Annotated in this window: 21 protein-coding genes; 14 read left to right on the top strand and 7 right to left on the bottom strand. The window is 58.0% G+C overall.

What is annotated here, in order from left to right; translation table 11 throughout:
* Positions 1–19 precede the first annotated feature (19 nt).
* A complete protein-coding gene (locus B0B09_RS10755) occupies positions 20–478 on the top strand; it encodes an Lrp/AsnC family transcriptional regulator (protein ID WP_055293496.1) in 459 nt (152 codons plus the stop codon).
* Here B0B09_RS10755 and B0B09_RS10750 read toward each other — a convergent pair.
* The 3 genes from B0B09_RS10750 to B0B09_RS10740 all read right to left on the bottom strand — a co-directional run bounded on the left by B0B09_RS10750 (position 475) and on the right by B0B09_RS10740 (position 3,677).
* Positions 475–1,686, bottom strand: a complete 1,212-nt coding sequence (locus tag B0B09_RS10750; RefSeq protein ID WP_076659577.1) for a Coenzyme F420 hydrogenase/dehydrogenase, beta subunit C-terminal domain — start codon at positions 1,684–1,686, stop codon at positions 475–477. The two genes, B0B09_RS10755 and B0B09_RS10750, sit on opposite strands and share 4 nt — an antisense overlap.
* 138 nt (positions 1,687–1,824) lie before the next feature.
* A complete protein-coding gene (locus B0B09_RS10745) occupies positions 1,825–3,390 on the bottom strand; it encodes a methyl-accepting chemotaxis protein (RefSeq protein ID WP_076659576.1) in 1,566 nt (521 codons plus the stop codon).
* Complete coding sequence (locus B0B09_RS10740) at positions 3,384–3,677, bottom strand: hypothetical protein (protein ID WP_076659574.1); 294 nt, start codon at positions 3,675–3,677, stop codon at positions 3,384–3,386. The genes B0B09_RS10745 and B0B09_RS10740 overlap by 7 nt, the downstream gene beginning before the upstream one ends.
* 194 nt (positions 3,678–3,871) lie before the next feature.
* Here B0B09_RS10740 and B0B09_RS10735 point away from each other — a divergent pair, with 194 nt between their 5' ends.
* Positions 3,872–4,894: an aspartate-semialdehyde dehydrogenase gene (locus B0B09_RS10735; protein WP_076659572.1), complete on the top strand. Its 1,023-nt coding sequence runs from the start codon at positions 3,872–3,874 to the stop codon at positions 4,892–4,894.
* A gap of 326 nt (positions 4,895–5,220) precedes the next feature.
* On the opposite strand, the gene B0B09_RS10730 is transcribed toward B0B09_RS10735, so the two are convergent.
* From B0B09_RS10730 to B0B09_RS10720, 3 genes are all read right to left on the bottom strand, one after another.
* Positions 5,221–6,543: a hypothetical protein gene (locus B0B09_RS10730; protein ID WP_076659571.1), complete on the bottom strand. Its 1,323-nt coding sequence runs from the start codon at positions 6,541–6,543 to the stop codon at positions 5,221–5,223.
* A gap of 395 nt (positions 6,544–6,938) precedes the next feature.
* Entirely contained in the window at positions 6,939–7,319 is a 381-nt protein-coding gene (locus tag B0B09_RS10725; protein WP_076659569.1) for a GFA family protein, read from the bottom strand.
* On the bottom strand, positions 7,312–7,872 hold the full coding sequence (locus B0B09_RS10720) for a DUF2087 domain-containing protein (RefSeq protein ID WP_076659568.1): 561 nt from the start codon (positions 7,870–7,872) through the stop codon (positions 7,312–7,314). The genes B0B09_RS10725 and B0B09_RS10720 overlap by 8 nt, the downstream gene beginning before the upstream one ends.
* Positions 7,873–8,328: 456 nt before the next feature.
* On the opposite strand from B0B09_RS10720, the gene B0B09_RS10710 reads away from it, so the two are divergent.
* The gene (locus tag B0B09_RS10710; protein ID WP_076659565.1) at positions 8,329–9,975 is read left to right on the top strand and encodes a DUF4139 domain-containing protein; all 1,647 of its coding nucleotides are present in this window, start codon (positions 8,329–8,331) and stop codon (positions 9,973–9,975) included.
* A gap of 314 nt (positions 9,976–10,289) precedes the next feature.
* Here B0B09_RS10710 and B0B09_RS10705 read toward each other — a convergent pair whose 3' ends face one another.
* Positions 10,290–11,936, bottom strand: coding sequence for an electron transfer flavoprotein-ubiquinone oxidoreductase (locus B0B09_RS10705; RefSeq protein ID WP_076659563.1), 1,647 nt, complete (start codon positions 11,934–11,936; stop codon positions 10,290–10,292).
* A 204-nt stretch (positions 11,937–12,140) separates the two neighbouring features.
* Between B0B09_RS10705 and greA the strand changes: the two genes are divergently transcribed.
* The 11 genes from greA (at position 12,141) to zapE (ending at position 21,250) form a co-directional block, all read left to right on the top strand.
* Positions 12,141–12,611: a transcription elongation factor GreA gene (gene greA, locus B0B09_RS10700; protein WP_076659562.1), complete on the top strand. Its 471-nt coding sequence runs from the start codon at positions 12,141–12,143 to the stop codon at positions 12,609–12,611.
* Between the two features lie 14 nt (positions 12,612–12,625).
* Positions 12,626–13,645, top strand: a complete 1,020-nt coding sequence (locus B0B09_RS10695) for a hypothetical protein (protein WP_076659560.1) — start codon at positions 12,626–12,628, stop codon at positions 13,643–13,645.
* A 5-nt stretch (positions 13,646–13,650) separates the two neighbouring features.
* Positions 13,651–14,580 (top strand): AEC family transporter, encoded by a 930-nt coding sequence (locus tag B0B09_RS10690; protein WP_076659558.1) that lies wholly within the window; start codon positions 13,651–13,653, stop codon positions 14,578–14,580.
* A 37-nt stretch (positions 14,581–14,617) separates the two neighbouring features.
* Positions 14,618–15,445, top strand: coding sequence for an S-formylglutathione hydrolase (fghA, locus tag B0B09_RS10685; RefSeq protein ID WP_076659557.1), 828 nt, complete (start codon positions 14,618–14,620; stop codon positions 15,443–15,445).
* Complete coding sequence (locus B0B09_RS10680; protein ID WP_055293526.1) at positions 15,442–15,888, top strand: YaiI/YqxD family protein; 447 nt, start codon at positions 15,442–15,444, stop codon at positions 15,886–15,888. Before fghA ends, B0B09_RS10680 begins: the two co-directional genes overlap by 4 nt.
* Positions 15,889–15,893: 5 nt before the next feature.
* Positions 15,894–16,838 (top strand): DMT family transporter, encoded by a 945-nt coding sequence (locus B0B09_RS10675; RefSeq protein WP_076659556.1) that lies wholly within the window; start codon positions 15,894–15,896, stop codon positions 16,836–16,838.
* A 31-nt stretch (positions 16,839–16,869) separates the two neighbouring features.
* A complete protein-coding gene (locus tag B0B09_RS10670) occupies positions 16,870–17,493 on the top strand; it encodes an HAD family hydrolase (RefSeq protein ID WP_076659555.1) in 624 nt (207 codons plus the stop codon).
* Positions 17,490–18,404, top strand: coding sequence for an ornithine cyclodeaminase family protein (locus B0B09_RS10665; protein WP_076659553.1), 915 nt, complete (start codon positions 17,490–17,492; stop codon positions 18,402–18,404). The genes B0B09_RS10670 and B0B09_RS10665 overlap by 4 nt, the downstream gene beginning before the upstream one ends.
* A 35-nt stretch (positions 18,405–18,439) precedes the next feature.
* A complete protein-coding gene (locus tag B0B09_RS10660) occupies positions 18,440–19,369 on the top strand; it encodes an alpha/beta fold hydrolase (RefSeq protein WP_076659551.1) in 930 nt (309 codons plus the stop codon).
* A 103-nt stretch (positions 19,370–19,472) separates the two neighbouring features.
* A complete protein-coding gene (locus tag B0B09_RS10655; RefSeq protein ID WP_076659550.1) occupies positions 19,473–20,108 on the top strand; it encodes a DUF2306 domain-containing protein in 636 nt (211 codons plus the stop codon).
* An 89-nt stretch (positions 20,109–20,197) separates the two neighbouring features.
* Positions 20,198–21,250 carry a cell division protein ZapE gene (gene zapE / locus B0B09_RS10650; protein WP_055293537.1) on the top strand — a complete coding sequence of 351 codons (1,053 nt, stop codon included), beginning with the start codon at positions 20,198–20,200 and terminating at the stop codon, positions 21,248–21,250.
* Positions 21,251–21,256 lie beyond the last annotated feature (6 nt).

Genomic DNA, 21,256 nt, shown 5'->3' with positions numbered 1-21,256 from the left:
TCGAAGGATCGTGCGTAAAATGGAACTGGATAGTATTGATCGCCGAATCCTCGAGGTTTTGCAGAAGAAAGGCCGCATCTCGAACGCCGAATTGTCAGAGAAGGCGAACCTGTCCGCCTCGGCCTGTCACCGGCGTGTGCAGCGACTGGAAAAGGACGGCTATATCCGGGATTACGTGGCGCTGCTCGACCCCCGCAAAGTGGGGCGTCCGACGACGGTTTTTGTGGAAATCACGCTCAGCGGGCAGGCCGACGAGGTGCTCGATGCGTTTGAACGTGCTGTGGCCCGCGTGCCGGATGTGCTCGAGTGTCATTTGATGGCGGGCACGGCGGATTATCTGCTGAAGGTCTTGGCCGGCGATACCGAGGATTTCGCCCGTATTCACCGGCGTTATCTGGCGACACTGCCAGGGGTGGCGCAGATGCAATCGTCCTTTGCGTTGCGCACCGTGCGTCAGACAACCGCAATGCCGGTTTAAGGATCGGTCCGCTCGTTCTCTTCCGATGCAATCCCGTAGGGTTTGGCTAGGTTCCAGACGTGCTCGGGTACCATGTTTTTAATCTTGGCGGGTTCTTCGCGGCGCAAATGCAAGACGGTTTCGGCCGCTTTCATTTCAACCCGCGCACGGGCAAATTCCAGACCGCGCGGCCCCACCCGTGGCATCACCCATGCCATGATCCCGCGCAGCCAGTTGGGCATCCGCCGCAACGGAAGCCCGCCTGCCGCAAGGCGCGTGTTTTCCACAAAACCCTTGACCGAGCTTTGGCGCTGACCGCGTGATCCCGGCGCGGCAAGCGACACTTCATCGCCGAGAGCTTCCAAAATCTCTTTGCCACGCTGGTTGCGCACGATCAGCCATTGTTCCCCTTCGCCGGCCATATAGCCCACCGTGATATCGGCCAGCCGGTTGGTGTAATCCACGCAGGTACGGCACGTCGTTGGGAAGAAATCGGGCGGCAGGTCCGATAGTGGAAGTTTCAAAAACGGGATCAGCCGTTTGCTGCCATCGCTAAAGCGCAGCTCGACGTGATAATCGGCGCGGAATTCCAGATAGGTGACTGTGTCAGGTGCATCTGTCAGCCGTGCAAGAAAACTGTGGAAGTTCTCGGTCGTTGTGTTGTCAGAGCAGGGGGTGCCGATTACATATATCCGCTCGAACCCCAGATCTGCCTCAATCGCGCGCAAGGCGTAGATTTGGCACGGAATGCCGATAACCGCGATCTTGCGGTGTCCTGCCGCCAAAGCAGGTTCAAGCAATGCCAAAAGCGGGGCATAGCCCATCCGCATGCCACGTGCGTGTTGCATGTCGGCAGGGTCGGTGATGATCGCGGGGCGGGGCCGCCATTTGTCGTCTGCATCGGGCACCATTGTCAGCACGGCATCCACCGCACCTGTTTCAAGCAGTCGCTCGGCAAAGCGGGTGGTAAGGCCAGTCCACTGCGCGCCCTCGCGCGCAGGTCTCAGCGCGGCACGGTACATCGCGCGCGAAACCCCGAAGAAACGTTCGTCGCCAGTATCTTTTGCTGCACGCCCATGAATATAGGCCTCATGCTTGGGATAATCCGGTTTGATAAACTGGCAGGCCTTTCCGCAGGCACTGGCATCGGCCATGCGCGACACGCCGCAATCGGTGCAAAGGCCACGGGGTGCGGCTTGACGGAACGGGGGGGTACTGGGCACCTTCATGGTGCCACCTTAGGCCTGACGCGACCGGTGTCTAGAGGCCGCAACAACGTGCTGTGGTTATTGGTGGTTGACGTGACATCCCCGTCAAGTGATGTATAGGAATACAACGTTCGGTTGTGTCCGGTTGTGCCTTATGTCCTAGGCCGCAGCCTGCCCGAAACTGCCCTGTTTCTGGGCCAGTTGGAATTGCTGTACCAACACCGCAAGCTCTTGCGCATAGGCGTTCAATTCATAGCCGCTCGTCGTCAGCGCACCTGCCATTGCGGCGTTCCGCTGGGTGACGGTATCAAGTTCGCTGACGCCAACGTTTATTTCACTCAGTCCGCGTGATTGTTCTTCAGAGGCGCTGGCAATTTCGGCGATGGCGGTGGAGATTTCTTTGACCCGCGCCACGATGCCGCCAATTGCTTCACCGGCTTTCCCAATGAATTCCACGCCGTTGCGGACCTGCAGAGAGCTTTGTTCGATCAACCCTTTGATTTCTGTTGCAGAGTCCGCTGACCGATGGGCCAAGCCGCGTACCTCTGTGGCGACCACGGCAAATCCGCGCCCTGCATCGCCGGCGCGGGCCGCTTCAACACCGGCATTCAACGCCAGCAGGTTGGTCTGAAATGCGATATCATCAATGACGCCAATGATGCTCGAGATTTGATCGGATGACGCTTCGATCGCTGTCATTGCGGCAATCGCGTCTGCCACGATATTGCCGGTTCTTTCGGCATCGTGCCGCGTGTCGGTTGCGATGGTCTTGGCGTTTTGCGCGCTCTGTGCGGCCTGCCTTACCGAAACTGTAATTTCTTCAAGCGCAGCTACAGTTTCTTCCAACGTGGCCGCCTGTGTTTCGGACCGTCTGGACAGATCTTCGGAAGATTGGCTCATGTTGGCGACATTTGTTTTGATATTCGTCGCAGCGCCGGAAACCTGCCCAAGCGTTTCACCAAGCTTCTCAACCGCAGCGTTAAAACTGAGGCGCAACGGCGCATAGTCCTTTGGAAACTCAGTCTTGATCTGGCAGTCCAAAACGCCACGCGCCAAATCGTCCAGATGGCGTTGGAGCGTTTTCACGACAACTTCTGCGTCATCTTGGTCCTTTCTGGCGGCAGCGCGCGATTGGTTGGCGACCTCGGTCTGCTCTTGCAGGGCGGCGCGTTCGACCTGAAGCGCCGATTCCGCAGCGGCACGATTTATGATTGAGACCAGCAGCACGCCGCTTCCGAGTAAGACAATCGCGGCATGGAATGCTGTCCGTTCAAGATTTCCGACGAGGCCTACGCTTGGAAACACGAGGCCGGGGAGAACGATACTGAACGCCATGTGATGCAAGGCCACCAGCACGGTTGCGAAAACCAGTGCGCGCGGACTGCCCAATGTTGATATGATCGCCAATACCGCGAAGAACAACATGTGCGAATCGATCTGCCACGGATGGCCGGCAAGTGCGGATGTCAGTAGGATGCACTGACCGACAAAGCAGAAACTGATCACGTAGTCGCGCAATTCAGCCGAAGACCTTATTGCTGCGTTGCCGAGCACGCCGAGCAACAGCCCGATCACGGCAAAAATCCACCAATGAGGCAAATCGTTCACGGCATAGGCTGCCACCGCAGGGACGGGCGCCAATATCCAGTTCGTAACCTGCTGCACGAAGCGTTCGTTTGCTTGCTGCTGCTGTCCTGCTGCGGAGTGTGTTGCTGTCGCTAGCATAGCTCGAGTATCTCCTTGCCGCGCAATACGAGCCAGGCCCCGTTTTCAATCAGCAGGTCGTAGCTTTGCGGTGTTTCCAATTGGACGAAAGCGCCCAGTGGCGCACGATTTGGATAGGCATCTGTCATTCCTGATGCGTCAAGCACCTGCTCAACCGACCTGCCAAACGGGGACGCAACGACCAGTGCAAGATCGCCGCTTTCAGGTTTTTTCTGTGCGACGAGTGCCAAGCCAGGCGATGCAAGCACCGTCGCCGTAGCGATCGTTATGAATAGTACATTCTTCATGCAGAGATTCCTTCCCCCACATCCACTAGCCCCTGAGGATTAAGAAACTGCGAATTCACACAGATGATTTGCGATACAAACCCGCAACAAAGATGCCTGTAAAACTGGGCTGGCAGTGGGTTCGCGATGCCCACCCCTTTCCCTTGGTCCCCCCACGCGTTAAAGGGGCGCATCTGTAACAAGGAGCCAGCCAAATGGGCTATAGAATCGCCGTTGTCGGTGCCACTGGGAATGTGGGCCGCGAAATGCTGAACATCCTCGCCGAGCGGGCCTTTCCCGTGGACGAGATTGCCGTACTTGCCAGCCGTAAATCGCTTGGCACCGAGGTCAGCTTTGGCGATAAAACCCTGAAGACCAAGGACCTTGATACATTTGATTTCACCGGCTGGGACATGGCGCTTTTTGCGGTCGGGTCCGAGGCGACCAAGATTTATGCCCCCAAGGCTGCCAAAGCCGGTTGTGTGGTGATCGATAACTCATCGCTTTATCGCTATGACGCCGATGTGCCGTTGATCGTGCCCGAGGTGAACCCGCAGGCCGTGCACGGCTATTCCAAGAAAAATATTATTGCCAACCCGAACTGTTCGACAGCGCAGATGGTTGTGGCGCTCAAGCCCCTGCATGACCGCGCCACGATCAAGCGCGTTGTTGTGAGCACTTATCAGTCCGTGTCGGGCGCCGGCAAAGGCGGGATTGATGAGCTGTGGGACCAGACCAAATCGATCTATAATCCCACCGACAGCAAGCCGCCCAAGCAGTTCACCAAGCAGATCGCTTTTAACGTGATCCCGCATATCGATGTTTTCATGGATAGCGGCGAGACCAAAGAAGAGTGGAAAATGGTCGCCGAGACCAAGAAGATCGTTGACCCCAAGATCAAGGTCACGGCCACCTGTGTGCGCGTTCCTGTGTTTGTTGGCCACTCCGAAGCGATCAACATCGAATTCGAAGAGTTTCTGGACGAGGACGAGGCCCGCGATATCCTACGCGAAAGCCCCGGCATTATGGTGATCGATAAGCGCGAAGACGGCGGCTATGTGACGCCCATCGAATGTGTCGGTGACTTTGCCACGTTCATCAGCCGCATCCGTCAGGATAGCACGATTGATAACGGTCTTAACCTGTGGTGCGTGTCCGATAACCTGCGCAAGGGTGCGGCTTTGAACGCTGTGCAGATCGCAGAATTGCTTGGACGTGAGTGCCTGAAAAAAGGCTGATTGGCCAAGGTTGGAGTTTGAAAAGGGCGTCCTGCGGGGCGCCCTTTTTGTTGGGATACCTTGGGTGTTCTTTGGTGATGTCTGTTTTGCGGGATTTGTCAGACTTTCGCTGTGGCTGCTCCAATGGCGGCTTTGGATGATTATACCGGATCACAAACGGTAGAGTTCTGGCACATCCTGCGATGCGGAGAAGGTCGGAAAGGGAGCCCAAAATCAAACATGCCGCGCGCGGCATAGATAACCGCTATTGGTGCGGCAAATCTGCGACGAGCTAGCTATCGGGAATAACGAGCTGCGCCCCATAACGGGGCGCAGCCGCGGCAGAGTTAGTTTCCGCCGGTAAAGAAGGGATGCTGATCAACATAGGTTTCTTGACCGCGATAGATCAAGCTACCTTCCAATGACCGCAAGCTTTTGAGGTAGGAATTCAGCGCCATCGTGCCGGAAACACCACGGGAGTCGACATCTGCGATCCATGCGGCCAAATCCGGGAATGAGCTTTTCCAAAGGTTATCCAACAGCGGTTTGTCGGCTTTCACAAAGTCCAACCCCATATCCATCATGCGCGAGCGGAACGCGTTGTCGAACTCGTCCCAAGCTGCCGATCGATAAGAAAGTGCTTCGCCTGAGATCGCTTGAATTGCGTTCTGGTCTGTGGGTGAAATTTGCATCCACGCATCATTTGACAGGACGACTGAAAAGGTAGGTGTATAGGCGCCATTGTCGACTTCCATGACTGAAACGTTCGCATCTTCATTCCAAAGACCCGTCGCCAAAGCCGCGCCATGTGCCATGAAATAGGCAGGCGGAGTGTCGCGCTGGGCAAGCGTTCTTTGTTCCATATCGGCACGCATCACAGCCGGACCGCGTGTGTCGAGCCCCATGAAGTACGGAACAGCGTATTCGTTCTTCGTGACGATATCCTCATCTGGCGTAACCGGCATGCTGGCGTCACGCCAGATATGCGCCGCTGGTGCAGCGATAAAGCCCAGAAGCTGCGCATCGCTGAAGTAGTCTGTTTGCGCGAGATACTCGTCGTGCAGACGCCACAGCGCCACAGCCGTTTGCTCTGCAGAACCGCCAAGCATCGGGTACATTGGCAATTGCAGCAGTGGATGGGAGTCCGCAATTGTACTGTTCAGCACATATGCCCCATCTACTTGGCCAGAGGTAACAAGCGCGAATTGATCGGCATGGTTACGGTTGACTACTTCGGGATCAATAAACGTCACCCGGCCCTCTGTCGCCTCGGTGATGTCGGCAAGGTATGCGTCAACGATACCGCTGTTGATGATAAAGGGTGGGGCGGAGGCTCTGTTAAAGGTAAACACCAGAGCGCCGTCCACAGCGCCGTCATCGTTTTCAGCACTGACAGACAGGATTGTCGCGTCTGATGACAAGCAAGGTATCGACAAGGACTGGCCGATGAAAATACGATCAGGATTTGACCCGATTGTGTCGATGTTCGCAGTGTAGATCGGCTGGTACAAAGGCGATCCGTAGCTCAGCATGCTGATGTGGCTCAGCGTGTCACCGCCAACGACTGAATAGGTGGTCCCGCATGTTATTTCTGCGCTTTGGGCGCTTCCGACACAGGCGGCAGATGCCACCGCAGAGCACAAAAATGCTTTTACGATAGGGTGTTTCAATTTGATGTCCTTTACTCATTACGATGCCGTTTCCGGCACTTAACTCACTCACAATGACAAGTTCATAGGTGTCGAATATGTCAAATATGCGCCTGATTTTTGATCGTGCGGCAGCGGAATCGGACCAACTGTGGCCGTCAATTGTTCTGAGCGACGCTTGAAGAGCTGCGCTTCACGTTGGGCTGCCGCAAACAGGGCAGAGCAAATATGCCCTCTTGTTGAAGGCGCAAATGAGAACCCTATCGATAGCACCTGAACCGGCCGTTTGGCCAAATTCGGGCGCGGACCCGTTGGTCCGCAAACAAGCTAAAAACCCGCTGGTAGAACCCATGCGCCAAAAACGGACGCGATCGCAGACGACAAAACGCATGGGTTTTGGCTGGTTCCACGTGTTGCTACCGCGCGTTCTGCGGTAAGCCATCCCCGATTTCGTAGTAGTCGCCCTTTTCCGCGACAAAGATGTGCATCGACAGTGAAGTATCGGTTGGTCCGTCGAAGACACCCATAGCAATGGCAGTCCAATCGTATTGGATCGGGTCCCAAAACAGTGTCACGCCACAAGTCCCGCAGAAACCGCGCCTGACCTTCTCTGAAGACTGATACCAGCAAATCGCATTTTCACCCTCCACCTGTACCCGTGTCCGCGGGACGTCGAGTGAAGCACCGAAATGGCCTGTCTGCTTTCTGCAGGCAGTGCAATGGCAAGCGTTCGGTCGAGGCAGACGACCTTCGACAGTGATCCGAACCGCGCCACACAAACAGCTGCCCCTATGCATTATTTGGCCCCATAGAACGCATACGCGTGCGCTGTCCAAGTTCCCGGATGAGCAGCTTTGCATCAGCGGGCGGTTCCTGCTCGACCCGCCGGTAGTCTGTTCCATCGTTGCGCCGCGAAAGAAGATGGCAAGCAATCATTGTTCGGCGTAGTGTCGCGGGATCACCGAACAGATGCTGCCGGTTCAAGCTATCGTTGATCTCTTGCTCTTTCATGGCTTGGCCAGCGGGCAATGCTGCCCAAAGCACCCAGAGAGCAAGCGTCTGAACGCCTCGCTTCGAAGGCCATTGCTTCAGGCGACCTTCGGCGTCGAAATGGTGCAAAGCGCGTTCAACAGCCCGCGTGTTAGCTGGCAGTTCATCAACCGTGCGCTTCAGCCGTTGAGCCGCTGCATGCGCCGAACGCATGTGCTGTACGTTCTGATAACCTGCTGCTCGCGCGGCCATGTTCATGAGAGTGAGATGCGTCGGGCTTGCGCCTCCCAACTGTTCGGAGAGCGCGCGCACAAAAATCGTCAAATCTTCCGCGGATAGCGGTAAAGGAATCTTCGGCATGGGTTATCCACATCGAGCACCAGTGGTCATCATCGGTCGCTGGCTTAATGACGCGGCGCTCTTATCTGAATGATTAGATGCGATGCCGATAGTCGTTTTGGCAGGTTTAGCTCTCCAACAGGAGCAGCGACGCCTCGGTGTCTGCCGACCGTACGAAAGTGTACCGCAAATCGCGATACTCGCCAAGCCGATTGTCAGGCAAGGCAAACCCCCCTGCCAATACCTATGTGCCAAGAATGGTCGTTTTGGCAGTCTTCCGACATACCTGACGTTTGTGCAGTATGCAGCATCTTGCAGATTGGCCTTTAACCCGACACTCACTCTGGCCATCAATGCCTCCGATCTCATGCACCCGTAAAATGCCCCGAAAGATTTTTTGCTAATCGCGCCAAGGATTGCCTGCTGCCATCCGTCAAAGCCTGTATAAAGATACTTGACATAAGCAGGAGACCATTCATGTTTCGCCTTTTTCTGACGACAAGCCTGATTGCACTGGCCGCCCCATCACTCGCCGATACCTTCACTGCGCCGGCGCGGGTTGATACCGTTACGATCTATCCGGGGCTTGCAACTGTCACGCGGCAGATCAGCCTTGATCTGCCTGCGGGCCAGCACGAGATTGTTGTGCCGGATATGCCAGAGGGCCTGTCGACCGCAGGGTTGCGTTTGGCAGCCTCTGGCGGCGCACAGCTTGGGGCGGTGAACCTTGCCTTTGATCGCTTGCCGGTGACACCCGACCAAAGCGCGCCCGAGATCGTGGCCGCCCGCGATGAGGTGGAGCGTCTGGAAAGCGTCTTGCGCGCGCGTGACGCCGCGATTGCGCAGATCCGCCTGCGGGTGCAGGCCGCCGAAGAACAGGTATCCTTTTTGCAAAGCTTGTCACAGGCCAGCGCAAGCGAGGCTTTGAATGCGGCCGATATTCAGGCCCTCGCACAGATGGTCGGTGCTGAGACTTTGGCCGTGCGTGAAGCTGCATTTGCCGCCGAGCAAGAGGCGCAGGCGGCGGAACTGGCGCGCAAAGACGACGTGGAGGCTTTGGAGGATGCCCGCCAGACCTTGGCGGCGCTACTGGCACCTGAACAGCAGGGTGCTGTATTAACCTTTACGTTGGCCGTTGAAGAGGCAGGCGAGGTGACTGTCGATGTCAGCTCGGTCGAAGGGTTTGCCAACTGGTCACCCGTCTATGACATGCGCTTGACCACGGGTGCAGAGGCGGCTTTGGCGGTCGAGCGCTCGGTCGTGATCAGCCAGCAAACCGGACAGGACTGGAATGATGTGCAGTTGATCCTTTCGACGGCGCGCCCAGGCGAGCAGACGGGGCCAAGCGGTGTCTGGGCACCTTTGCGGCGGATCATATCCGAGGAAGAACTGGGCCGTGATGACGGTCTCATGATGATGGCTGACAGTATGCCATCCTTTGCGCGTTCGGGGGCCGTGGCTGAGGTCGCGGCGGCGCCGATGCCCGTGACAGCCAAGGCGGATTTCAGCGGCGCGACCGTTACTTACATTTATCCGGGCCGGGTTGATATCCGCAACGGTGTCGAGGATCTGCGCCTGCCACTGGATACCCTGAATTTCGCCGCGGATGTCTGGGCCGAAGCGGTGCCCAGCCGTGACCAGATTGGCTATCGCATGGCGGAATTTACCAATGATACCGGCGAAGTCATGTTGCCCGGTCAGGCGCTTCTCTATGCGGACGGCACGATGATCGGGTTCGGACAGTTGCCTTTGCTCGCGGCAGGGGCGGATACGGAAATGGGGTTCGGGCCGCTGGATGGTCTGCGCCTGACCCGTGCTGTGCCGAATAAATCCGAAGGGGATGTGGGGGTCTTTACCAGTGCAAACCAGTTGACCGAACAGGCGGTGATGACAGTGGAAAACCTGACCGGGCAGGATTGGGACGTGAAACTGCGCGACGCGATCCCATATTCCGAGCAGGACGATCTTGAGGTGGAGTTTACCGCAAGCCCCGCGGTCACCCGGCTTGATCCTGAAGGGCTGCGCGGTATTTTGGAATGGGACCTCGATGTGGCGGCGGGTGCCGAGCAAGAGGTAAAGCTGGACTATACGCTGACATGGCCGAACGGTTATGTGCTGCAGTAAGTGGGGCTATTGGGAATGGCGGCAGTGCGGGACATAATTGCCTTCTCCGTTTTACCCAGAAGCACCCCCACAGCACAAACGGCCGGCGCAGTCCGGCCATCGCCCGACCTCCCCCCAGGAGGGCGATTTTGCGACGCTTTCAAAGGTATCTCACCCTGCTTCTTCTGCACGAGCCAGTGCCTCTGACAGCGCAAAGCCCTCCAGGTCGGACGATGGCCGAACTGCACCTCGGTCAGCAGACTGGGGCTCGAAGCCGCCATTCATCGCCCTCATGCGCATGAATAGAAAGGGCCCCGCGAGGGGCCCTTGATAGTTTACATATTCGGATAGTTCGGCCCGTCGCCACCTTGTGGCACTGTCCAGGTGATATTCTGGCTCGGGTCTTTGATATCGCAGGTTTTGCAGTGCACGCAGTTCTGGAAGTTGATCTGGAACTTGGTGTCAGCCCCTTCGCCGACGAATTCATAGACACCTGCAGGGCAATAGCGCGCTGAGGGGCCTGCGTATTTCGCAAGGTTCACGTTCACCGGCACGTCTGGGTCAGTCAGGTGCAGGTGTGCCGGCTGGCTTTCCTCGTGGTTGGTAAAGCTGAACGAGACGTTGGTCAGACGGTCAAACGACAGCGTGCCATCGGGCTTGGGGTAGGTGATCTCTTTGTGTTTGCTGGCGGGTTCGGTCGCTTCGGCGTCTGATTTTCCGTGTGACAGCGTGCCAAGAAAACCGTTGCCGAAAGTGTTCATCCACATATCCATGCCGCCGATGGTCAGTGACCCGAGCAGGCCATATTTAGACCAGAGCGGCTTGACGTTGCGCACTTTCTTGAGGTCTTTGCCAATCTCGCCTTTGCGCACGGCAGCGTCGTAACCTTCCAGCAGATCACCGCTGCGCCCTGCTTTGATCGCGTCCATGGCGGCCTCGGCTGCGGCGATGCCGGACAGCATGGCGTTATGGTTGCCCTTGATACGGGGGACGTTGACCATGCCGGCCGCACAGCCCAAAAGCGCCCCACCGGGGAATTCAAGCTGCGGCATGGATTGGAAACCACCCTCGGAAATGGCGCGCGCGCCGTAAGCCACGCGCTTGCCGCCTTTCAGGAGTTCGGCCACTTGCGGGTGGTGCTTGAACCGCTGGAATTCCATGTAGGGGAACAGATGCGGGTTCTTGTAGTTCAGGTGAACCACGAAACCCACGTAAACCTGATTGTTCTCAAGGTGGTAAATGAACGATCCGCCACCTGCATTCCCGTTCAACGGCCAGCCCATGGTGTGTGTAACGGTACCTTCTTTATGCTTTTCAGGGTCGATTTCCCAGATTTCCTTCATGCCAAGGCCGTATTTCTGGACATCGGATTTTGCATCAAGGTCGTATTTTGCGATCACCTGTTTCGACAGCGATCCGCGTACGCCTTCGCCAAGGAACACGTATTTCCCGTGCAGTTCCATGCCGGGTTCATAGGACGGTCCGGGGGTGCCATCGGCGTTCTTGCCGAATTCGCCTGCGACCACGCCTTTGACTTCGCCGTTTTCGCCATAAACCAGTTCCGAGCAGGACATGCCGGGGAAAATCTCGACGCCCATTTCCTCGGCCTGTTCGGCCATCCAGCGGCAGACATTGCCCATCGACACGATGTAATTGCCATGGTTGCTCATGAACGGTGGCATCAGGATGTTGGGGATGCGCAGCTGTCCGGCCTCACCCAGCATGTAGAAATTGTCTTCTTTCACAGGCACGTTCAGTGGTGCGCCCTTGTCTTTCCAATCGGGGATCAGCTTGTTCAGACCAACCGGATCAAGCACCGCGCCCGACAGGATATGCGCGCCCACTTCCGAGCCTTTTTCCAGCACAACCACGCTGAGTTCGGCATCCAGTTGCTTCAGCCGGATTGCCGCAGAGAGACCGGCAGGGCCTGCGCCCACGATCACGACATCATATTCCATTGCTTCGCGTTCAATCTCGGCCATCGGCAAATCCTTCAAAATACGGGGCGCTTGCCCCCTTTTATTCAGTCGTAGCAAGGGTTACCTGATGACGGATTAAGGGGCAATCAAGACACGACGTCAAAATTGGCGCACGCGACATCTAATCGCGGCTAAGCCTTGACTTGGCCTCTGCCTAATAGACTATGAACGCTGGACGAATGATTTTCCCCCGGGAGGGGAGTAGCGATGGATAAGATACCTTTGACCCGCGCTGGCTTTGACAAGCTGGATGCCGAACTCAAGCACCTGAAATCCGTGGAACGCCCTGCGATTATCCGCGCAATCTCGGAGGCGCGTGAGCATGGCGATTTGTCCGAGAACGCGGAATATCACTCGGCCAAGGAAAAGCAGTCCTTTATCGAAGGGCGCGTGAAAGAGCTTGAAGGCGTGATTTCGCTGGCGGATGTGATTGATCCCGCCAAACTGTCGGGCACCGTCAAATTCGGGGCGACTGTGACGCTGGTCGACGAGGATACTGATGAGGAAAAGACCTATCAGATCGTGGGCGAGTATGAGGCCGACATTGAAAGCGGGAAGCTGAATATGAAGTCGCCATTGTCGCGGGCGCTGATCGGCAAGGACGAAGGTGACAGCGTTGAGGTCCGCACGCCCGGTGGTGTGCGCAGCTATGAGATCTTGTCGATCGCCTTCAAATAGGAAGTGCGCAAAAAATGGCGCAGAAGTCCAACACTGATCGTGCCGGCTTGGACGCAGGTCCTGGCCAGATCGAGCCATTGGCGATTGCGGCGTCAGTCGCATGGGTCATTGTTGCGACGTTTCTGTTTTGGCTGACGTGGCCCGACCCTGCACCCGCTGACGGGTTTGCCACGGCGTGGTTCGTTCTTGTTGCGCTCGCGATTATCTTGCCTGCGGCATTGATCTGGGTGGCGGTCGCCGCGGCGCGGGCTGTGCGCAACCTGCGCCACGAGTTGTTTCAGGCGCAGACCAGCATCGACCGGCTGGCTGATATGCTGGCCAGCAAAAGCGCAGCAAAAGAGCCCGCTGCCCTTCAACCTGCGGTGCCCAAGGCACCTCCGCCGCCGGAACCTGCGCCTGCGCCGCCAACTCCGCCGCTTGCGGAAGCGCAGCAAGAGGCGCCTGTGTCGCAGTTCGCCTCCCGGCGCGAGGTGTCCCGCCTGATCGTCCCGCGCGCCGCACCGCAGATGCCCGCTGATCAACCGGTCTTGGCGTTTGATACCCCGTCCGAGGAGGCCCGCCCGCCGATCGCGCGCCCTGATCTGGTCAAGGCGCTGCATTTTCCGAATGATGAAAACGATACGGACGGTTTCGGGGCCCTGCGCCGCGCCCTGCGTGACCGCGATGCGCGCAAACTGGTGCAGGCCAGTCAGGATGTGCTGACGCTTTTGTCGCAGGAAGGCATCTATATGGATGATCTGCGCCCCGCACCTGTCAGCGCGGATCTTTGGCGCCGGTTTGCCAAGGGCGAGCGGGGGCGGTCGGTCGAGCAGCTGGGTGCTATCCGTGATCAGGCTTACCTGTCGCAGCTGAGCAGGCGGACCCGCGAAGATGCTATTTTTCGGGACGCAGTGCACCATTTCCTGCGCTGCTACGATCAGTTCCTTGTGACCTTCGCGGAAGACGCCACCGATACGGATTTGCTCGCGCTCGCCGAAACCCGCACGTCGCGGGCGTTCATGCTGCTGGCCCGCACCACAGGGACGTTTGATTAACCCGTATGTGGGATATTTTTCTTCAGACTTTGCCTTTCTTTATGCTCATCGCGCTGGGCTATGGATCGGGGCTGACCAAGTTTTTTACGCCCGAGGCCACGGCCTATCTGACGAAATTCGTATTCTACTTTGCGCTCTCGGCGATGCTGTTTCGCTTTTCGGCCAACCTGTCGCTGGCAGAGATCCTTGATTGGCAATTCGTGCTGGCCTACCTGAGCGCTACAACGGTGATCTATCTGCTGGCTGTCGCTGTTGCGCGCAGACGCGGCTTGCCGATGACCGAAGCGGCGGTTGAGGGCCAGTGTGCCGTGATCGGCAACGTTGGATTCTTGGGTATCCCGATGTTGGTCCTGCTTTTGGGTGAGGGCGCGGTTGGCCCCGTCATGATGGTGCTGGCGGTTGATCTGATCGTCTTTGGCAGTCTGATTGTGATCCTGATCACCGGCTCGCGCGACGGGCGCATGTCGCCGCGTGTCTTGTGGACTGTCACGGTTGGGCTCATCAAGAACCCGATGATCGTTTCGATCTCGTTGGGTCTGCTGGTGTCGGCCAACACTATTCCGGTGCCTGTGCCGGTAAACGAGTTTCTGACCTTGCTGGGGGCCGCCGCCACGCCCGGCGCGCTTTTTGCGATCGGGGCGTCTCTGGCCACCAAATCGGCCGAGCGTGTGGCCGTTGCAGGCTGGCTGTCGTTTTGCAAACTGATCCTGCATCCGGCGGCGGTGGCATTTGCCGCACTGATGCTTTTTGACGTTGATCCCTATACTGCGGGCGTAATGATTGCCGCTGCTGCGCTGCCGGTCGCGGGCAATGTCTATATTCTGGCACAGCACTATGGCGTCGCCCCCACACGCGTCTCTGCAGCGATCCTGATCTCGACTGCGGCAAGCGTGGTGACTGTGTCGTTGGTCATTGCGTGGGTGACAAGCTTCTGAACCTGCGCTAGCCCTTGGACAAACGAAAGGGAAGCACATGGAAACGATCTCGGAAAACCGCGCCTTTGGTGGCACGCAGGGGGTGTACAAGCACGCCTCAGCGGCCTGTTCTTGTGATATGGCTTTTGCGGTCTTTCTGCCTGCCGAGGCCGCCGATGGCCCTGTGCCGGTCTTGTGGTTCCTGTCGGGTCTGACCTGCACCCATGAAAACGCCATGACCAAGGCCGGCGCGCAGGCCTGGGCCGCCGAACAGGGGATTGCACTGGTCTATCCCGATACCTCGCCACGCGGTGACGATGTGCCCAATGACGAGGCCTATGACCTGGGCCAAGGGGCTGGGTTCTACGTTGATGCGACCGAGGCCCCTTGGGACAAGCATTTCAAAATGTGGACCTATGTGAGTGAGGAATTGCCCGCCCTCTTGGCCGAGAAATTTCCGCTGGATATGGCGCGCCAGTCGATCACTGGGCATTCGATGGGCGGGCATGGTGCGCTGACGCTCGCGATGTCTTTGCCCGGGCGGTTCCGGTCCGTGTCGGCTTTTGCGCCGATCTGCCACCCCACCGCCAGCGACTGGGGCCGCAAACAGTTTACCGCCTACTTCGGGGATGTCGCCGCAGGCGCGGCACATGACGCGACGCTGTTGATGCAGAAAGCTGGCTTTGACGGGCCGGTCCTGATTGATACCGGCACCGATGACCAGTTCGGTGATCTCTTGGGAACAGAACATTTCGCGCAAGCCATGGCGGCGAAGCGGCAAGAGGGACAGGTGCGCTTGCAAAAGGGCTATGACCACTCTTACTTCTTTATCGCTACCTTCATGGAAGATCACGTCGCCTTCCATGCCGAGGCGCTTTATTCGTGATTTATGTCGATGCCGATGCCTGCCCGGTGAAGGCCGAGGTCGAACGTGTCGGCACACGGCATAAGCTGAAGATGTTTGTGGTGTCGAACGGGGGTATCCGGCCGTCGCAGAACCCGTTGGTGGAAACGGTAGTCGTGCCCGATGGCCCCGATGTGGCCGATATGTGGATCGCGGATCGTGCAACCAAGGGTGATGTCGTGATTACGGGCGATATTCCTCTGGCGGCGCGCTGTATCGAGAACGGTGCGCTGGTGCTAAAGCATAACGGTGAGGCACTGACGCAGGCCAATATCGGCAATGTGCTGGCAACACGCGATTTGATGACGGATATGCGCGCGGCCGATCCGTTTCGCCAAGGCGGTGGCAAGCCGTTCAGCAAAGCAGACCGCGCGCGGTTTCTGGACGGGTTGGAACGGGCCGTGCGCGCGGCGGCAAAGCTGTGACGCAGATGTCAGGGGCCAAGCTGGGCGCTATTTGCGCGGCGGTGTCGGTGCTGTTCTTCTCGATCAATGACGTCGCCATCAAGTTCCTGAGTGGAGGGTACGCGCTGCATCAGGTCGTGCTGATCCGCTCGGTGATTGGCCTTTTGATTATTGTGACTGTGATCGCACCCTTCACTTCGGGCTGGGCAATCGCGCGGACCAAGCGGTTGAAAATGCACCTTTTACGCGGCCTTTGCGTGGTGTTTGCCAATATGACGTTCTTCCTTGGGTTGGCGGCGATGCCGTTGGCGGATGCGGTCGCGATCTTCTTTGTCAGCCCTTTGGTCATCACCCTGTTCTCAGTGGTCTTTCTGGGCGAAGTGGTCGGCCCGCGGCGCTGGGCAGCCATTGCTGTGGGATTAATCGGTGTGCTGGTGATGATGCGCCCCGGTACGGCTGCGTTTCAGGTTGCGTCGCTTTTGCCGCTGGCGGCGGCGGTATGCTATGCGGGGCTCCATATCCTGACGCGCCGGATCGGCGGTACCGAGAGTGCAGCGACAATGGCGTTCTATATTCAGGTCGTCTTTCTCTTTGTCGGGGTGTCGTTTGGCCTGATCGCAGGCGACGGGCGTTTTGGCGACCAAACTGACCTTTCGTTGGCCTTTTTGTTCCGCGCATGGAGCTGGCCTGCCGTCGCGGACTATCCGATTTTTCTGCTGATCGGTGCGGGAACTGCGGTTGCCGGGTATCTGATCTCTCAGGCTTACCGTGTTGCCGAGGCGTCTTATGTGGCCCCGTTCGAGTATCTTGCGCTGCCCATGGCCGTGGTCTGGGGGATCGTGGTATTTGACGAATTTCCTGACCTTTGGGATTTTGTGGGGATGGGTTTAATCCTTGGCGCGGGGCTTTTCATGGTCTGGCGCGAGGCGCGGGCCAAACCGGTTGCTTTACAGCGTCCCTTGCGGCGTTAGGCTGGCGTGAATTGCAAGAAGGAGTCGCTCTATGGCAGGCGTTCAGGCGGTTGTTTTTGACATTGGAAACGTGCTGATCGAATGGCAGCCTGAGCGGTTTTTCGACAGTATGATCGGCGAAGAACGGCGCCGTGCGATGTTTGCGGCGATTGATCTGCACGGCATCAATGATGAGGTGGACCGTGGCGGCAATTTTCACGCAACGATAACGGCGGCGGCCAAGGCCAACCCCGAATGGCATGACGAAGTGATGATGTGGCACGATCGCTGGATCGATATGGCGGCCCCCGCGATTGACCATTCGGTCCGCTTGTTGCGGGCCTTGCGGGCGGCGGAGGTGCCTGTTTTTGCCTTGACGAATTTCGGCATCCAGACCTTCGAGATTGCAGAACCCGTCTATCCCTTTTTGGGTGAATTCGACCGCCGCTACATCTCGGGCCATATGGGCGTGATCAAACCCGATGCCGAAATCTATGCGCAGGTCGAGGCGGATTGCGGTGTGCCGCCCGATGGCCTGCTGTTCACTGACGACCGGATCGACAATATCAACGCGGCTGCGTCACGCGGGTGGCAGACGCATCTATTCGAACACCCCCAAGGCTGGGCTGACCGATTGGTCGCAGAAGGTGTCTTAAGTGAGGAGGCGGCGCAATGACTGTGATGATCCCTTTCGCGGAAGGCCAGAAGAAACTGGATTGGCTGGCGCTGACCGATGCTTTGGCTGTGGGGCACGATGGGCCGAAGGCGGATGTGGCGGATGTGTTTCTTTATGAAGGCAACAACACGCTGTTGAACCGTTCGGCGTGGATTGCGGGCCTCGGTCTGGCCGTTAAATGCGCCACGATTTTTCCCGGCAACAAAGCCGCTGGGAAACCCGCGATTGGCGGGGCGGTGAACCTGTTCTCCGGTCAGGATGGCGCACTTGAGGCGATCCTTGATTTTGCGCTCGTGACCAAGTGGAAAACCGCAGGCGACAGCCTTTTGGCAGCGCGGCGTCTGGCACGGCCCGATAGCCGGAATATCCTGATTGTGGGTGCGGGCACTGTGGGGCATTCGCTTTATGAAGCTTATGGCGCGGCCTTCCCGGATGCGGCGTTTACAATCTGGAACCGCTCCCCCGAGGGTGCCAAGGCCTTTCAAGCGCAGCATCCGGATGTCGCGATTGCGGACAATCTGGAGCAGGCGGTGCGCGGCGCCGACGTGATTACGTCGGCCACGATGTCGACCGATCCCGTGATCAAGGGGGCGTGGCTGCAACCCGGCCAGCATGTAGACCTGATTGGCGCCTACCGTCCCGATATGCGCGAGGTGGACGATGCGGCGCTGCAAAAGGCGCGGGTCTTTGTCGATAGTCGCGAAACGACAATCGGGCATATCGGCGAGTTGAAAATCCCGATCGCCTCTGGTGCATTTCACGCGGCAGATGTGGTCGCTGACTATTATCAGCTTGCGCAATTCAAGCGCCACAATGACGACGAGATTACCCTGTTTAAGAATGGCGGTGGCGCGCATCTGGATCTGATGACGAGCCGATACATACTAGAAGCCTGGTCGGCAGAGGGTTAAGAGCCCCCTGAAGGTCTTGGAAAGGGACAGCTGTCGTGTTTTGGGTGCTTATTGTTCTGGTCGTCGCGTTGGGTGCCTATGTCGCCGCGCAACCGTTTCTGGTTGAACGCCGCCGTCCCGTGATCGGTGATGCAGAACGACAAGGTGCGCGCGGTGAGTTTGTCACGCTGTCGCAAGGTGTGACTCATTTCCGCTGGGCAGGGTCTGTGCGCGGTCCGGTGGCTGTTGTCGTGCATGGCATCTCGACGCCGATGATTGCGATGGAAGGGGTGGCCGAGGACTTGGGCCGCTTGGGGTATCGTGTCTTGATGTATGACCTTTACGGGCGTGGTTTGTCGGATGCCCCGGCCGGCAAACAGGACCGTGCGTTTTTTGTGCGGCAATTGGCCGATCTTTGCGCTGATCAAGGCGTATCGGAAGAAATCACGATTGCCGGTTTTTCCATGGGTGGCGGCATTGCGACAGCATTTGCCAGCGAATACCCCCATAGCGTGAGGCAGGTGATCCTGATCGCGAGTTCCGGCATCGCCACAAACGAAAGCCGTTTTTCGCGGTTTTGTCGGCGGGTCCCGCTGCTGGGGGATTGGGTGCATGCCGCCTTTGGTCATGAGCGCATGCGCAAAGCGATCCCCTCCCGCGGCGAAACGCCTGAAATTGAGCGGGTCTTGAACGCGCAGCGCAAGGAATTGAGGCGGCGCGGTTATCTGCCTGCGCAGCTGTTGTCGCGGCGTGGAATGCTCAATGAGAGCCAGGAAGACGACCACCGCAAGCTGCACCGTCAGGGCATCTCTGTCGCGGCGATATGGGCGCGGGAAGATCCGGTGATCTCGATCCGCGCTGTGGGTCTTTTGGGATTGTGGAACAGGGATGCACGGCAAGAGGTTGTGGAGGGGGCTGATCATGCGCTGCCTTACACCCACAAGGCCGAAGTGGCAGCAGCTTTGCGCGCCACGCTGCGGGATTGACTGATTTAAGGCGTCAGGCTGGCGTGCCTTTTGCTTCGGTGCGCTGCTTTCATGCCATACTCAAAACTGGCGCAGGGTTTGAAATGCGTTATCTGGATCGTCTATGAGACCCTTTCTTCAAACATCATCGCTGGTGCTTTTGGCGCTGCTCATAGTTCCTTTTGCACTTTACGCGATTGATTTCGGGCAATCGGGCCTCAGGGATGCCTTGCCAGAGCCGCACTACATACAATCCGAAAATACTGTCGCGAATGTCTCGGTTTTTGTCCACATGGCGACGGGCGCGGCAATCACCGCCTTGGTGCCTTTCCAACTGGTCCCCGCAATCCGGCGGCGGTGGCCTGCGTTGCACCGCTGGTCGGGGCGGCTGATTATCGTAGCCGGCGTCGCAACCGCAGTGGGCGGGCTGGTTTATATTGCGCTGCGGGGCACAATTGGCGGCACACCGATGGATATCGGGTTTTCGCTTTACGGGGTGTTGTTGCTGGGGACTGCGCTGCAAACGATCCGCCATGCGCGGGCGGGGCGTTTTGTAGATCACAACGCTTGGGCCTTGCGGTTCTTCTGGTTGGCGCTGGGGTCCTGGTTTTACCGTGTCCACTACGGCCTTTGGTATCTGGCGACCGATGGGCTCTGGTCGAACCCGCAGTTCACGGGTGGTTTTGATCTGGTGCAGAATTTTGCGTTCTTTTTGCCCTATCTTCTTGGTGTCGAAATATATCTGCGGCGCAGGCGCTAGGCAGGTCGCAGCGCCTTTGCACCGATATTCTGCAACCTCGCACATATGACACGCTTTTCATCGGCAGGGCTGCGCGCTATCCAAACGCGATGACAGTACAAGAGGCATATCACGCGGCGGTTGCCGCAGGCAGGCTACACGCGGATGATGCCCAGATCGGGGTTCTGCCCGAATTGGAACGCGTGCGTGCCGCGGTTGATACGCCGGTGAAACGTGGTCTCTTCCGCAAAGCGCCACCGCCTGTTCGGGGCCTTTACATGTGGGGTGGGGTCGGGCGCGGCAAGTCGATGCTGATGGACCTGCTTTATGATCTGGTTACAGTCCCGAAACAGCGCCGCCATTTCCATGCCTTCATGCAATGGGTTCACAGCGAGATGACGGCGGCGCGCAAAACCGGCGTAGATGATGCGCTGGCCCCGGTGGCCGCAAAGCTGGCGGATGAGGTGCGCTTTCTGGCGTTCGACGAGATGCAGATTTCCGACATCACCGATGCGATGCTTGTGGGGCGCCTGTTTGAAGCGCTGTTTGCGCGCGGTGTGGTCATTGTCACGACATCGAACCGCCCACCGGATGATCTCTACAAGGACGGATTGAACCGGCAGCTGTTCACGCCGTTCATCGCCTTGCTGAAAGAGCGGATGGTTGTGCATGAATTGGCCAGCCCGACGGATTACCGTCAGGACCGGTTGGCGGGTAGCCCCAGCTATTTCACACCCAATGACGCGGCCGCGCACCAAGCCATCGCCAAGATCTGGGATCACCTGAGCAACGGGGTGTCGGAAGCGCTGGTGCTGCATGTCAAAGGGCGCGAAGTCACCTTGCCACAGTTTCACAACGGGGTCGCGCGCGCGAAATTTTTTGATTTGTGTGGCCGGCCATTGGGCGCGGGGGATTATCTGGCGCTGGCAGATGCGGTGCGGGTGCTGATCCTCGAGGACATCCCGATCCTGTCGCGCCATAATTTCAATGAAGCCAAGCGTTTCGTCACGCTGATCGACGCATTGTACGAAGCGAAGGTGCAACTGATTTGCTCAGCCGCAGCCGTGCCTGAGATGCTCTATGTTGAAGGCACTGGCACATTCGAGTTCGAGCGTACCGCCAGCCGTTTGCGCGAGATGCAGTCAGCGGATTGGGCGGGGTAGGGCATC

It is taken from the genome of Yoonia rosea, assembly GCF_900156505.1.
In the GTDB taxonomy this organism is placed as follows: Bacteria; Pseudomonadota; Alphaproteobacteria; order Rhodobacterales; family Rhodobacteraceae; genus Yoonia; species Yoonia rosea.
The sequence above is the reverse complement of the archived record's forward strand: the minus strand, read 5'-3'. Positions and strand labels throughout refer to the sequence as shown.